Annotated in this window: 14 protein-coding genes; 10 read left to right on the top strand and 4 right to left on the bottom strand. The window is 57.8% G+C overall.

Going from position 1 to position 13,118, the window contains the following annotated elements:
- Window positions 1–633: 633 nt before the first annotated feature.
- The 9 genes from ACVJGD_RS41325 (at window position 634) to ACVJGD_RS41285 (ending at window position 7,499) form a co-directional block, all read left to right on the top strand.
- Entirely contained in the window at window positions 634–810 is a 177-nt protein-coding gene (locus ACVJGD_RS41325) for a hypothetical protein (protein ID WP_456639478.1), read from the top strand.
- A gap of 474 nt (window positions 811–1,284) precedes the next feature.
- The gene (locus ACVJGD_RS41320; RefSeq protein WP_456639477.1) at window positions 1,285–1,470 is read left to right on the top strand and encodes a hypothetical protein; all 186 of its coding nucleotides are present in this window, start codon (window positions 1,285–1,287) and stop codon (window positions 1,468–1,470) included.
- Entirely contained in the window at window positions 1,448–1,741 is a 294-nt protein-coding gene (locus ACVJGD_RS41315) for a hypothetical protein (protein WP_456639476.1), read from the top strand. The genes ACVJGD_RS41320 and ACVJGD_RS41315 overlap by 23 nt, the downstream gene beginning before the upstream one ends.
- Before the next feature lie 126 nt (window positions 1,742–1,867).
- A complete protein-coding gene (locus tag ACVJGD_RS41310) occupies window positions 1,868–2,764 on the top strand; it encodes a SctD/MshK family protein (RefSeq protein WP_456639475.1) in 897 nt (298 codons plus the stop codon).
- 37 nt (window positions 2,765–2,801) lie between these two features.
- Window positions 2,802–3,338 (top strand): hypothetical protein, encoded by a 537-nt coding sequence (locus ACVJGD_RS41305; RefSeq protein ID WP_456639474.1) that lies wholly within the window; start codon window positions 2,802–2,804, stop codon window positions 3,336–3,338.
- Between the two features lie 2 nt (window positions 3,339–3,340).
- A complete protein-coding gene (gene sctY, locus ACVJGD_RS41300) occupies window positions 3,341–3,784 on the top strand; it encodes a type III secretion apparatus assembly chaperone SctY (protein WP_456639473.1) in 444 nt (147 codons plus the stop codon).
- Complete coding sequence (gene sctV / locus ACVJGD_RS41295) at window positions 3,781–5,898, top strand: type III secretion system export apparatus subunit SctV (protein ID WP_456639472.1); 2,118 nt, start codon at window positions 3,781–3,783, stop codon at window positions 5,896–5,898. The genes sctY and sctV overlap by 4 nt, the downstream gene beginning before the upstream one ends.
- Window positions 5,899–6,057: 159 nt before the next feature.
- Complete coding sequence (locus ACVJGD_RS41290; RefSeq protein ID WP_456639471.1) at window positions 6,058–6,516, top strand: tetratricopeptide repeat protein; 459 nt, start codon at window positions 6,058–6,060, stop codon at window positions 6,514–6,516.
- Between the two features lie 326 nt (window positions 6,517–6,842).
- Window positions 6,843–7,499, top strand: coding sequence for an effector protein NopP (locus tag ACVJGD_RS41285; RefSeq protein WP_456639470.1), 657 nt, complete (start codon window positions 6,843–6,845; stop codon window positions 7,497–7,499).
- Between the two features lie 1,420 nt (window positions 7,500–8,919).
- Here ACVJGD_RS41285 and ACVJGD_RS41280 read toward each other — a convergent pair.
- From ACVJGD_RS41280 to ACVJGD_RS41265, 4 genes are all read right to left on the bottom strand, one after another.
- On the bottom strand, window positions 8,920–9,204 hold the full coding sequence (locus ACVJGD_RS41280) for a DUF7694 domain-containing protein (RefSeq protein WP_456639469.1): 285 nt from the start codon (window positions 9,202–9,204) through the stop codon (window positions 8,920–8,922).
- A 115-nt stretch (window positions 9,205–9,319) separates the two neighbouring features.
- Window positions 9,320–9,496: a hypothetical protein gene (locus ACVJGD_RS41275; RefSeq protein ID WP_456639468.1), complete on the bottom strand. Its 177-nt coding sequence runs from the start codon at window positions 9,494–9,496 to the stop codon at window positions 9,320–9,322.
- 1,346 nt (window positions 9,497–10,842) lie between these two features.
- A complete protein-coding gene (locus ACVJGD_RS41270) occupies window positions 10,843–11,049 on the bottom strand; it encodes a cold-shock protein (RefSeq protein WP_456639467.1) in 207 nt (68 codons plus the stop codon).
- 74 nt (window positions 11,050–11,123) lie between these two features.
- Entirely contained in the window at window positions 11,124–11,525 is a 402-nt protein-coding gene (locus ACVJGD_RS41265) for a hypothetical protein (protein WP_456639466.1), read from the bottom strand.
- Here ACVJGD_RS41265 and modA point away from each other — a divergent pair.
- Window positions 11,509–12,261 carry a molybdate ABC transporter substrate-binding protein gene (gene modA / locus ACVJGD_RS41260; protein ID WP_456639465.1) on the top strand — a complete coding sequence of 251 codons (753 nt, stop codon included), beginning with the start codon at window positions 11,509–11,511 and terminating at the stop codon, window positions 12,259–12,261. The two genes, ACVJGD_RS41265 and modA, sit on opposite strands and share 17 nt — an antisense overlap.
- Window positions 12,262–13,118: the final 857 nt, after the last annotated feature.

The following is a 13,118-nucleotide window of genomic DNA, read 5'->3' as shown; positions in this document are numbered from 1 at the left end:
CCAAGCCGCGTGCACTTCGGCTGCGTCCAAAGCGGCCCTCGTGCACTCAACATCCTCCACGACCGCTGTTCGTGAGACTGGCACCGGGAAGTGGTCATTCTGGCGTCCGGACCAACACGGTTCATCGCGCTCCTAGAGCAAACGCTCGCCGTTTCGGTGGCGGAGCCACGGGCGCGGCTAGCTGCCGCCGAGAAGCCGCCGTCGGAATCGATGCTGATGTTCGTCGCTCCTAGAGCGCTCACTCACGATGGGCGACCGCAAGCTGCGCATTTCTTCCGGCCTGCCGCGTCGAGACCGCATCGTGCCTGCGCCTAGGCTGGAACCAGAGATCAAATTGAGAACTCGCCCAATTTTGGGAACAATCAATGCGCTCGCCGTTACTTATTGTCGACTCGTCAGGTTCTCGAAAGGTGATCCTCTGTAGCATGGGACGCATGATCTCTAAACGGCGATCCCGCTTCTACGGGACGCTTTCGAATCGGCTCCGAGCGCGCTTGCAACGCAAATTGCAGCGATGCCACGGCCGAGCTCAAAGAGCATGGGCGAAACAGAAGAGGATGCCTGACGCCGGATGGTCCGTCGTCAGTGAGCACAGGCCGCCAAGCGGCGGCCAATTTAAGAAGGAGACGTGATATGGTTCTTCCCATTCTTGGAGCGATCGGCGGTGTGGCCATGCTTCCTGAGGTCGTTAAAGGCTTCACGAGCTTCGAAAAGAGCATTGCCGAGATGCTGCACGCCACGCGACAGATACAGAATGAGGGCCAAAAGCTGAAGCACGAGAAGAATGATCCGGCGGATCAGGTGCGTTAAAGGCTTTCGCCGCGCGGGCTGGCTAAGCTGAAGATGTTCAATCCGGCGTCGACTGTCCTAGCCGTCCGGCTGGAGTTCGCTGCGGCCGGAGCAGCTCATCGGCCAGCGCGTTGTGAATAGGCGTGAAAACTCGGAAGGCGCCGTGCGGTAACTGCACCTGCGGCTCCTTCTGCGTGACTGAAGTCGTCTCATTTCTTTTCAAGGTGGTACGGGTTGAAGCGGCAGATTCGGAGCCAGCTGCGCTGGCGTATCACGATCGAGAGCGTCTTGCCTGGTTCGAAGCTCTCTCGCTTTGCGATGCTACGAGCCCCCAACATCGCCTCTTCCTGGAGAGAGTTAATGCAGCCACCATTTGTTCGTTGCGGACTCTTCCCGTCAGCTTCTCGAAAGCCCCCCTGATAGCATCAGAAACCGGATCGCTGGACGGCGTTGTCGCTTATTGATCGTATTGAACGCGAACGCGGGAGTGTTTCGATGTCCTTCTTCGGTGCCATTGGTGATTTTGTTGGTGGCATCTTTGGTGGTGGCGGTGGTGACTCGCATGCTGCCGATAGACGCAAAGCGTTCGAGATGGCTCTCAGCGCGGCTGCGATGCAAAATGCAAACGACGCGATTTCTAATGTCGAGGAGATCATGAGTGAAACAGAAGAGGATCCCTGAGGTCGAATCATTCGACGTCAGGAAAAGCAGGGCCGTCAGTGGCGGCAAACTCGAGAAGGAGAAGCAAACGATGAGTGTACTTGATGGTATCAAGGATTTCTTTGGCATTGGAAACCACGGGGACGCCAAAAACGACGAAGACGCTTTCAGCCGAAATATCGAGCAGCTGAAAGAGCAGACTGAAAAGGCCATGGAACGTGGCATTATGTTGCGCACAATTACGACTTCCCTCCAGACCACCAAGAAGGCGGCTGACGAGCGCGTTCAGTAGCCCTGGGAGCGGGCAAGCGGCTGCCCGCTTTTCCGGCCTTGGCGGAAACAAGAATAAATACGTGAGCTCGAAATGAGCCGTCCGGCAAGAGCCGTGCGGCTCTTGTTCCTGTGCAGGAGATCATCGGTGACCGACGTCGCTTCCCTCCATTACGAAGTACTATCGGGACTATACTCCGGACTGAGCGGCAAAGTGGGTTTCGAAACGACTCTAATTGGTAGCGGCCTCGATGCCGATATGGTCTTCGTCGAACAGGAGCTTGAACCGCATCACTTTCGTATCATGCTTGTTAACGATTCGATCGAGATCGAGGCCCTTGCAAGCGGAATCAGGATAGACGGCGAGAGGAATATCGCTGTAGGCGATCGCGTTGTTGTTTCTCTTCCTGCCATCATCCATGCGGGCGCAATATCGATTCGTTGGTCGCTACAGGACGCGACGGGAGTTGGCTCGATCGGCGCATCGCGTGTCTCGATCTCAACATTCGCGGTTCTATCTTTGCTCGCCTTTCTCGGTGTTGGCACTCTCTCAACCATTTTCTTCTACAGCGCCACCGTCGGTGCACCGAGTCCCGATTCACCGCCAGCCATCAAACCTATATCCAGGCTGACCATGCAGCGGCCCGATAATCGGACCTCCCGCGCGGCGGCCGAAGTGCTGCAAGAGGAGGTTGATAGAGCGGGCCTCCTCAATATCAAAGTCGGTTCCGGGTTGGGGGTCGTCACCGCTGAGGGCACCATTACGTCTGCCCTTGTCAAGCGATGGCAGGAGGTCCAGCAATGGTTCGATCATTATACAAATGGCACGCTGACACTAGTGAACGGGGTGATCGTCAAGGAGGAAAAGGGGCCATCCTCGATCGCTGTCCAAGCTGTTTGGCGCGGAAATGAGCCCTATCTCCTTATCGGTGGTCAAAAATACTTCGTCGGCGCCCTGTTGAATGATGGATGGACGCTTGATCGAATCGAGGAGAGACGTGTGCTGCTGAGCCGGAATGGCCGCGCTGCGGCTGTGTCCTATTAGAGTTTTCCAGGCTTGGAGGGAAGATAAGGAGAGTCTGATGGCCATACTACCCCGCCGCCCTGATGGGGCCAGGATATCTTCGCAGAGCCTCGATATCGACGATCGTGCACCAGTAATCGGCCCGGCCATCCGCCAGGCTAGTGGCATGGAGCTCGATGGTGCTCGGACAAACGGCGACAAGAAGGACGCATCGATCTGGCGCAAGACGGACACGCAGGCTCTACCGCCCGACGTTGTCATCGAAGTCGTGAAGGCCAACGACATCGATGCAGTCACGCGCGTCAGTCTCGACAAGATGCGCACTCGGCCCGACGAGATCGACCCAGGCGCAGCACTGGGCTGGCTTTATAGCTGCAATCTCGCAAATGGCCTGCTCTCCTTCGTGACACCACGGCTGCGTCATCCGCACGAGCTGCTCGCAGAGAAGCATGCCGTTGTTCTGGAACGCTTGGCCGACGCGCTATCGGGCGCTCCGGAGGATTCGGTGAGGCGTGAAGGTATCGTTGTTCTGCAGCAGGAGCTGCGGCGGCTGATCCTGCTCCGGCAGAACCGGAACAGCTTGGTCAAAGGCTAGCGATGGTTGACCCGGAGGGAGCACAACTCCTCAGCGTTATCGCGCCAACGGACGTTTCCAAAACTGGTAACGCCTTGCTGATCTCCGGCCAGGAGCGCGATTTGCTCTGCGCACTTTCTTATGTCCACCTTGCGTGTGGGCAGAGCGCACAAAGCCTGGCTCTGTTGCGGCTACTCGCTCGCGACAATTCACAAGACGTCGAGCTGCTGCGTATTCTTGCCTATGCTCTCATCTCGGAGGGCTTCGGGGATGAAGCACTGGCGGTACTGGATAGACTGGAGATCCTTGACGACGAGCCGTCCTCGCGCCTCCCCTTGACGCTCTTGCGCAGTCACGCGCTGCGGCACGCCGGCCGCACGGAGGAGGCGCGTGCGGTTTTCCAAAGCTACGTTTCGTTGCGTGGCAGCTTAGCGCTTGTCAGACAATCATCAGAAGGGTCTCCATGATTAACGCCCTGCGTAACTTCCTCGCACGCGCGCCGGCCCAACCGGACTTGATGGTCGCGTTGATGCTGCTTCTGGCGGTCGGAATGATGATCATGCCGATACCAAGCGTAGCGATTGACACGCTGATCGGCTTCAATCTCGGCCTCGCCATATTGCTGCTGATGGTTGCCCTTTATATCAGCACGCCACTTGATTTTTCGTCCTTGCCGGGCGTCATCCTGATCTCCACGGTATTTCGTCTGGCGCTGACCATCGCAACGACGCGGTTAATCCTGGCTGAGGGGGATGCCGGCAGCATCATCCACACGTTCGGCGATTTCGTAATATCAGGAAATATCGCTGTCGGCATCGTCATATTTCTGATTGTGACCATGGTGCAGTTCATCGTTCTCGCGAAAGGCGCTGAACGCGTCGCAGAGGTGTCGGCGCGCTTCACGCTCGACGCTTTGCCCGGCAAGCAGATGGCCATTGACGCGGAGCTACGCAACGGCCATATCGATCAGAACGAAGCTCGCAGCCGGCGCGCGGCACTGGAGCGAGAAAGCCAACTTCATGGCGCCATGGATGGCGCCATGAAGTTCGTGAAGGGCGACGCCATCGCGGGGCTCGTAGTCATCTGCATCAACATGCTGGGCGGGATCTCCATCGGCCAGCTCTCCAAGGGCATGTCGTTCGAGGAAGCGCTGCATCAATATACGCTGCTGACCATAGGTGATGCGCTCATTTCGCAGATTCCGGCGCTGCTGCTGTCGATTACGGCAGCAACCATCGTCACTCGCGTAAATGGAGATTCTAGGCTCAATCTTGGTACCAATATCGTCAATCAACTCACAGGCAGTACGCGCGCGTTACGGCTGTCGGCCTGCGTCTTAGTTGTAATGGGGCTGATTCCTGGTTTCCCCCTGCCCCCCTTCCTTATTCTGGCCGCAGTGTTCGCCGCTGCGAGCTCTCTGAAGGGCAGTGTGCAACACACCAAGACAGGCACTCAGATCGGCGCCAATGTCACTGCTACGGCTCCAGCTCCACCACAACCTCCCAAGCAAAACGTACCTGCAGAGGCGCTTCCGATCGCGTTATTCCTTGCACCGAACCTGATACACGCGATCGAACGAGAAGAATTGCAGCAGCAGATCGCACGTGTTTCGGGACTGGTCTCATCTGATCTCGGCATCACGATTCCCCGCATCCCTGTCGACGTTGACCAGCAGTTGCCCGATTCGCAATACAGGGTAGATGTCGAGGGCGTGCCGGTCGAACGGGCTTTGGTTGCCCCCGCGCAGCTCGCGATCACCGACGACCTGGCGAACATTGAACTGAGCGGCATCCCGTTTCGGCATGACCCAGAGACAGATCGGATCTGGGTCGAGCAAAGCCATGCACCGGCTCTCAAAGCCGCCGGCATCGGGCATCACCGTCCAAGCGAAATCCTCGCTCTGCGCGTCCATTCGGCATTGACTCGCAATGCACAGCGCTTGGTGGGCATTCAGGAGACGCGCCAATTGCTCGGCCGGATGGAGCAGGAATATGCCGATCTAGTGAAGGAGGTGCTGCGCACGACGCCGATCCCCCGGATCGCCGATGTATTGCGCCGCCTACTGGACGAGGGCATCCCGATCCGCAACACCCGGCTGGTCCTGGAGGCGTTGGCCGAATGGAGCGAACGTGAGCAAAACGCCGTCCTACTCACCGAATATGTTCGCTCCGGTCTGAGGCGCCAGATCTGTCACCGCTATGCCAATGCGCACCGCGTTCTGGCCGCCTTTATCATCGAACGTGAAACTGAGGATATCATGCGGAGTGCGGTCCGCGATACCGCCGTCGGGCCTTACCTCGCGCTGGACGACTGGCAAAGCGAGATGCTGCTGTCACAAATGCGACAGATTCATTCTCGCATACCACCGGGTCAGATTCAGCCCGTCATCCTGGGTTCAATGGATATCCGGCGCTTCGTGCGCGGTTTTCTCATCCGCAACGGGATCGATTTGGCTGTTCTGTCGTATCAGGATCTCGCCTCGGATTTCACAGTCCAGCCGGTTGGATCCGTCAAGCTCACGGCTGCCAAGGATAAGACTCTGTCAGGTGAACGTCGTAACCCGCTTCCCGCAACCGGCTAGCAGAGCACAGCGGTCGGTCGTGAGATAGACGGCATGAATTTGCATAAGACAGTCCGGCCGCGGTTGTGTTCATTCCGTCCGGCGTGCTCATATCTTCTCGCTGTAGCCGCCATTCTGCTGGTCGGAGGTTGCGCTAGCTGGGATAAGCCAATTCTCTCAGTGCAGGAGCCGCCGACGCCAGAGCTGTTGGGCGCCAAGGATATCGATCCTGCTATGCGCAAACGCATTGCGCAGGCCGTCGGTCGCGATGCTCAGGAGCAGACTTTGCGCGACGCGCTGCAGCAGGAATCCGGCAATGTCGATGCGGCGATCCCTCTTGCGCAGGCGTTGCTGGCACAGAAACGCCTGGATGAGGCGCTTGAGGTACTCGACAACGTCTTACTTGCAGTCCCGGGTGATCTGCGCGCACTGAACGCCAAAGGCGTTATCCTCGATAACGCGGGACGTCATGACGAGGCACAAGCGCTATATCGGCAAGCTCTGGCAACCGAACCCGGGAATCGGATGTTGCGTAACAATCTCAACCTGTCGCTCGCACTTGATGGGAAGGCCGACACCGGGAACGCCAGCCTACGACCGCTGTCCGACGAGCCGCATGCGGTGGTACGATCGCGATAGCGCGGCCTTCAAAATCGCCTCACAGTCACTTAACGCCTGCATGTCAGCTTGTCGTAAGCTAGGCCGATTATCAACCTCCGCAGGCCTGACAGGGCTAAACTCAGTACGAAAACGCTTTGCCGATAGGAACGCGAACCGCCATGTATAACCGAATCAGTGGCCCATCCAATATCCAATCCACGAGTGGATCCGACGCTCAAACTGACGCGGACAGCCAGAGATTCGCGGAGATGTTTGCAGATATGAACATAGCAGCGTCGAGTGCCTACGATAGTTCATCTTCGGTGGCAACTCGGCCGTACTCCCTCGTTCCCAGGCCACCAGTGGTGGAGATCTCACGCTCATCATTCGACAGAAAGCTGGAGGACTTTTATGGCGATGAAATAGAGCATATCGCCGCCAACCCGCAGCAGTATTCGCGTCCGGTGTCGCTGAAAGCCGAGCGCGCAGCAGACGTTGCCTTTCGCTTCGGCACCAGACCCGGTTCGGAAGACGCACGATACTTCAGCTATCAACTGGGCGACAAAAGTGTTGGGCTTCTAAGAACGGAAGGCGGAGGTCGCATGAGTGAACTGTTTGAAGGGGACGAGTGGCGGGAACAATTTCCCGAGCGAACCGAAATCACGTCCACTGTAGATTTCCGGGTCGCTCATCCGCTTGTCGATAACGCAGGCGATATTCTGCTGGAACATCAGCTTCGGCTCGATGGCAAACAACCGTTGCTCCTCTCTCACCCTATCAACCCCGAAGCGAAAGCCCGCGCAACGGCGTTGGGGTTTGTTGAAGTGGGTGACTCGATGATGGTGCTTGACCCGACCAAGCGCCCCGACAAGTGGACAAAGAACAGTGACGGCGAATGGCAGCGAGCAAACAAACCTCTATTATATCTTTCCAAAGCTGAAGACAGTGAAGGCCGTGATACGGAAGGCGCCGAGCGTGCACCAAATACCCCGCCGGATTGGGACGATGATGACTTTATGTAGACCGGGAGGGTCCGCAATAAGTCCCGTAGTGAACGAGAGACCGGATCTGGCAGTGGGTCAGAAAGTCATGCCCATCTCCGTGCAGCAATTCAGGATGTGAAAGAAACCCATCGCCTATGCGGGCCTCACCCGCGACAAGCGCCTGGTTGTGCTGGTCGGACAAAAGAGCGCGCTCGGTATTGTCATCGAACGCGGGCAACTCGAGCGGCTCTGGTCCAGCTTGCGAGAGCGTTTCGCGGCAGTTTGCGACAGGTTCGGCGAGCGTCCGGTCGCCGAGCGCACTCTGTTGCTGCGTTCTTAAGCCTGGAATGAGCGGCTTTCTGCTCGCCGGCCCCGATCTCCCGGCTTCTTCGGAGCGGCCGCGCGAGGTGAGATATCAACCCGCTCCCCTCACGCTCAGATTGCACGAGGGTGTGGCCGATCTACGCAACAATCCTTACACTGTCAGCCACTGGTTCGACAGATTCCTGGCACCGTAACACTCTTCCCCCGACTTCTGAACTGACACCCGCGTAAAGGTCACCCGTACCCTCAATCGTGTAGCAGCGCCCGCAAAGGAGCCAGGCGCTATCTCGTGGTAGGTATGCCGGATTGAGTTCGTATCGACGTACATCGTGTTGAGGCGCGCTGCGAGGGCTATACCCTCGCTTGAGTGGGGTTTGCTCCCCCTCGTCACGCGCGCGTCATTGATGCAGGGCAACGGATTGCGGTACGTGACCTAATCGCCTAGTCAAGAGCATCCCGGCCGGTTGCCCGCGATGGGGACGCATCTCATGTCCGCGAATCCCGCAGGTCGCCGACTACTGCGGGATTCTACCCCGATCGTATCTCTTGAAGCAGGGTGCCGAGTTTGTGTCGCGTCTCCCAACCACTTCTTGGTACGTCCCAACCTGCTTCTCACTTTTCGTTTGAAAGCGATCTGGTTCGCCTTTAATCAACGTTGCGATCTGCACCGACCGAGCCCGCCGACTCATCTGAAGCAAAAGCAGTACGCCGCCGACTAGGCTCGCCATCATAATGGCAGTCATCAAGAGGCATGCCACACAGCACAATGCAGCTATATCCAAGCTCGATCGCAACCAGGACGGCACCAGAGGTGCCGTGTTCTCCGTAAAGCCAGACATGCTCGCTAGGACCCGCTTCTTCCTTCGGTGTGTGATAAGGCTAACCGTTCGCCACCTATTGACGGCTCAGCACCCTAACGAGGCGAGCTGACGTCAAGCTGACGAACTTCCGAGGCAACGATCTCGTTGGACTTCTACATTGGCGTGAATTTCGGCCGAGATCGGGAAATGCTCCCGAACGACGATCCTGGACATCTTGAAGAGAGTTGTCTGTGTATCGCAGTTTTCGATTCTACCTTGATGCATACGGCGGCGCCGTCTCTCGCGGCCACCGACACTCTTTCACGACAGTGCCCTCATCTGTGCAAACAACATTTCCGCTTCAGATGGCCCAAGCCCACGACGCCTACAAAGCCTGCCGGTGGCATCGGAATGTCCTGACGAGTCGGCTTCCAGAGGTGCAGGCAATACCGGCCGTTATTCACGTACTGCGAATGAGGCGGATGCAGCTGCATCACGCATTCCTCTTCATCCCAGAACAAGCCTTTGACGAAGCATATCTCTTCCCAGTTTGGACAACGCCGCCGTGTCGAGACGGAGACATGCTCCCATCCCGGATGGACGAATCCAAAGATCTTCACTTTACCGCAGCAAGTCCGTGGACAAAGAAGAGACCGCAAGGACCTGATCCCAGCGCGCTAGCGAATTGGCCATATCGTATGCGGCCAACCTCGAGCCTTTCTAGAGCTCGCGCTCTCACGCGCCCTGCTTTGCCTGGCGAACAGCTTTGAAGTCGACGTAGACCACGTTGTCCTCCGGGTCGTTCATCGATTCCAGCCAGCGCTGCTGCGCAATGTACCAGTGCCATCCTCCAGCGTACATTATCTGCTGCATCGCGAACAAAACGCTAAGAAAATCGCCGATGTAGATCATCTCTCTTTCTCCGCTGCCAAGGCCTGCAAGCAAATGCAGCCAGGCGCTCTGTTTACAGGACAATCCTTCGCTCTTTGCTTCACCTTTGCCTCAATGAAGGCGTCAGCTCCCGCACGGATCTGCTCAATCCGGTCACGAAGAGGCTTTCTCAGGCTGCAATTTTGGCTTCAGCATCAGATTTTTCTCCTTTTCGGTTGCGCGCGGCTGCGTCTCAAGGTTCCCGCAACGTACGGCGCGGTCTGCCTCGCGACGGGCCAAGAGCGTTTGACTGTCCAAAAGCAGCGCTCGGAAGAGCCTTCTCTTTTAGCCACGCGCGCGGCGGCTCGACGCGAATGGACCGCGTTAAAATCAAGTCGCGCCCGGAGCTAGCCACACGCTGCTCATCGATGGCCGCAAGCTCAACATGCTGCATCTCTGGTGCATATGCCCAAATTCCGAACGAAACGCGCCACGCGACGGCGGCAGGCAAAAGATGCGCGCCGTTGAGCTAGCACCATTCCGCAAACAGCTGCGCATCGCAGCTGCCTGTGCAACGACATTGGGTACGCTTCTGTAGCTGCTTCGTGCCAGATTTCCACATCGTCAATGCTCGAAAGTCTCTATCCTCAATAGTAATCGAGTTGAGGATCTTGCTTCATACTCCGCGTCATGGCTGCCGAATGGCAAGCCCGGTGGGTGATGGGTCTCAACGTGGCGATTGTGCCGGTCTGATGCGGCATCTCGATGTCGCATCTACTCATCCTTCGCCCTTCGCGGCTCCCGCGCCTGAAACAGTATTAATGCGTCATCTATGTGGCCGGACTATCGAGTTTGCATCGAGAGCGTAGATGGAGCTCGCATTTTCCGTTTCTCCACGCGCTGACGCGGAGCCAGCCCATTGAAAACGGCTTTCGAATGCGCCTTCCGAAGTGCGGCCACGTCTCAGTTTCGATCATTCGTCTATTGGGACGCGTGGTAGCCTCCATCAGCGTGGCAAATCTGCCGAGTGGCGGAGCTTCGCTATTTCAGGATTGGAGGAAGTCGCGAGCGCCCCTCAGAAGAGCGTTCGCCAGGCGAGAAAACGCCGTTGAGAGTCGACGGAGGCACTAGGACGTGGACCCAAGTAGAGCGCAACGAGATTCGCGTGCCTGCGCGCGTATCGAGCGCTCAAGACGAATTGTCCGGAACGGTAACACAAAGTGCTTTGCGACGATGCACCCCGCACTCCTAAGCGAAATACCGCAAGCAGGCAGCGTGTCCGCGCTTCGCGCTATGAAGGTGCAGGGTATGAGCGCGCCCCAAGACGGCTTTCCCTGCCTTAGGCGCGCGATCGGTGCCAAGCAGGCCTCAGCTTGGCAGGCCGAATGCTAACCGATACGCAAATTTTCGGCTGATATCTTGCCCGAGCGACCGGTTACTGGTTCGTAGCTGATCTTGGTTCCTTCTGGAAGGCTGGTGTGCCCCGCTCTTTCGACCGCAGAGATGTGCACGAACACGTCAGGGCCGCCGCCGTCTGGCGCAATGAAGCCATAGCCTTTGGTGGGGTTGAACCACTTCACAGTTCCCTTCGCCACGTCGGTAGCTCCTCTAAGAATAGTATCTCCTCAAGGAATAAAGGACGATCTGAAGAACGCGATTCTTCAATCGATCAAATCGATGTAGTAGCCATGTCGATCCGCCGCAAGTGCCAAGGCCTTGTTGCCATCTTGGCGGACGAGAGGCCACTGCCGACATTGCCTTCTATGTTGTCGCATAAGCCGTGTCCGGTTGAGGACGTCGATGTTAGAAGCCCGACTACGGCAGCTAAATCATTCTGCGGCTGCTGCCGGCAAACACGCGTTTTTTTCTTTTCGAGCGAAGTCCGCAGCACTTCTCGTCCGGCACGCCGATTGCTGAGATAATAGACGCCGCAGGTAAAAGGCGGCGCGCCCTGGTCACCGACCGAGGAGTTCAGCACAATGAGACTTGCTCGATTGACCCTGATCAATACGGCGTTGAGGCTGGTCTTAACGGCACAACCGGTAGATGCCAATTTGGCAGTCGACTTCATAGAACCGACCAAGGAGATAGCCGCCACCATCAAGCGGACGACCGGTCATGAGGCAGGCTCAAGCTTTGGCGCGAATGGACAATCTTACAGCCACATCTCGCAAGGCGCGCCATTCCAGATCGTTTTCTCGGCCGACGATGCGCGATCAAGGGAGCTGGTCGTGCATGGAATCACCGAACCGAAGAAGCGCTTCATCTATACGATCGGAGAGCTCGTGCTTTGGAAGAAGCCTGCGAACTTCGTCGATGGCGCGGAGATGTTCGAGGCTGTGGCCTTTGCAAAATTGTCGATCTGCAATCCCGCCGAGACGTTTCATCGCGTAACCGCGGTGGAAGCGGTGCGTTCGCTCAGCGTTCATGAGGGTATGCAGCCGAAGGGCGCCGAGGCCGCGAACGTCACGCCGGCCGACGAGAGCTGCGATGATGACCTGGCACCTGTCGCGATATCTCAATTGCTTAGCAATGAGCCCGCCTCGCGCTGGCTGATGCCGCAGGAGCTCGACAATCCGAGTCGGCAAGGTGCCGCGCCGCCCAAGAGCAGGCGCCGACGGCGAGGAGGCGCAGGGCTTTACAAAATTTCTGAAAGGGTCGGAGGCTCACGCGATCATCGAGCACTACGGTTAAGGCGCTCGAAGCCAGAGCTGGACCGCATGGATACCTTCTCAGCTGGGATCTGGCAGTCGGCTAGGCCGACGATCGGGGTCGCGAGCCTCACGAGCCGTGTTCCAACGGCATAGAGACGCCGTTCACCTGGCTTATCTTCGATTTTGCCGTGGCCGAGGAGCCATGGCCCCATTCGACGAGAGCTGCGCAAGGATGGGTACGGATGACGCATTGGCGCAAACCATTCCCGCGTGTGATTGAAGGCGGCAAGGCTATTCGCGGATCGCGTCCCGATGTTTCGCAACCGCGAACAGCGTGGAATTTCTGGCCGCTTGCGGCAATCCTCGTCAGCGCCCTGCTCTGGGGCGGCATCTGCTGGGCCATCTGGGCGTGCTCATGAGTGAGATTGCGTCGCCGAAGCAGCCGAGGTAGCTGCCAGATGGCGGGCTCCTACACACGTGAGGTCGTCGACTGCCGCCATCTCTTTGCGCGTCGCGGCCTCAAGGTCCGGAGGTGCATGGAAAGGTTTTCGCAGACTTCGCCAGGAGTGCGCGTAGCAGCGCGGCCGTCTCGACATCGAATATGGGAAATGTCTCGATCCGGTATAGGAACGAAAAGATGACGTAGCGGCAACCAAGCTGTTCCGCAATTTGAACATCTCAATTCGGCTTGGCATGCAGCCTGTGCAGATTGATGAACGCGCTATTCGTACACGCGGCGAGGGTGTCGCCTACGCTGCTGCAGAACCACATGTGACTTTTCACGCGCAGCCTCTTCCCTGCTCCCAGCCCGCGAGTGAAAATGACGCGGCTGTGTCGGCGATCGGATAAACGGCTATACCCGACTTAGCTCGGGTGAACGCGGCCAAGCGTGGATTTCCCACGCTGAAACAGCACGAAGCCCGACGCACCTGCCGGGTAAGAGGTGCGTCGGGCCGGTTGGGGGCACGGCGCGGCACCGGGCCGTGTCCAGCCCCCAGAGACAATCCCTG

The sequence above is a fragment of the Bradyrhizobium sp. USDA 10063 genome, from assembly GCF_054063735.1.
The sequence above is the reverse complement of the archived record's forward strand: the minus strand, read 5'-3'. Positions and strand labels throughout refer to the sequence as shown.

Coding starts and splice junctions, on each gene's coding strand:
- ACVJGD_RS41325 (WP_456639478.1), top strand. CDS start 634: ATGGTTCTTCCCATTCTTGGAGCGATCGGCGGTGTGGCCATGCTTCCT.
- ACVJGD_RS41320 (WP_456639477.1), top strand. CDS start 1,285: ATGTCCTTCTTCGGTGCCATTGGTGATTTTGTTGGTGGCATCTTTGGT.
- ACVJGD_RS41275 (WP_456639468.1), bottom strand. CDS start 9,496: ATGATCTACATCGGCGATTTTCTTAGCGTTTTGTTCGCGATGCAGCAG.
- sctV (WP_456639472.1), top strand. CDS start 3,781: ATGATTAACGCCCTGCGTAACTTCCTCGCACGCGCGCCGGCCCAACCG.
- ACVJGD_RS41305 (WP_456639474.1), top strand. CDS start 2,802: ATGGCCATACTACCCCGCCGCCCTGATGGGGCCAGGATATCTTCGCAG.
- ACVJGD_RS41265 (WP_456639466.1), bottom strand. CDS start 11,525: ATGAAGTCGACTGCCAAATTGGCATCTACCGGTTGTGCCGTTAAGACC.
- sctY (WP_456639473.1), top strand. CDS start 3,341: ATGGTTGACCCGGAGGGAGCACAACTCCTCAGCGTTATCGCGCCAACG.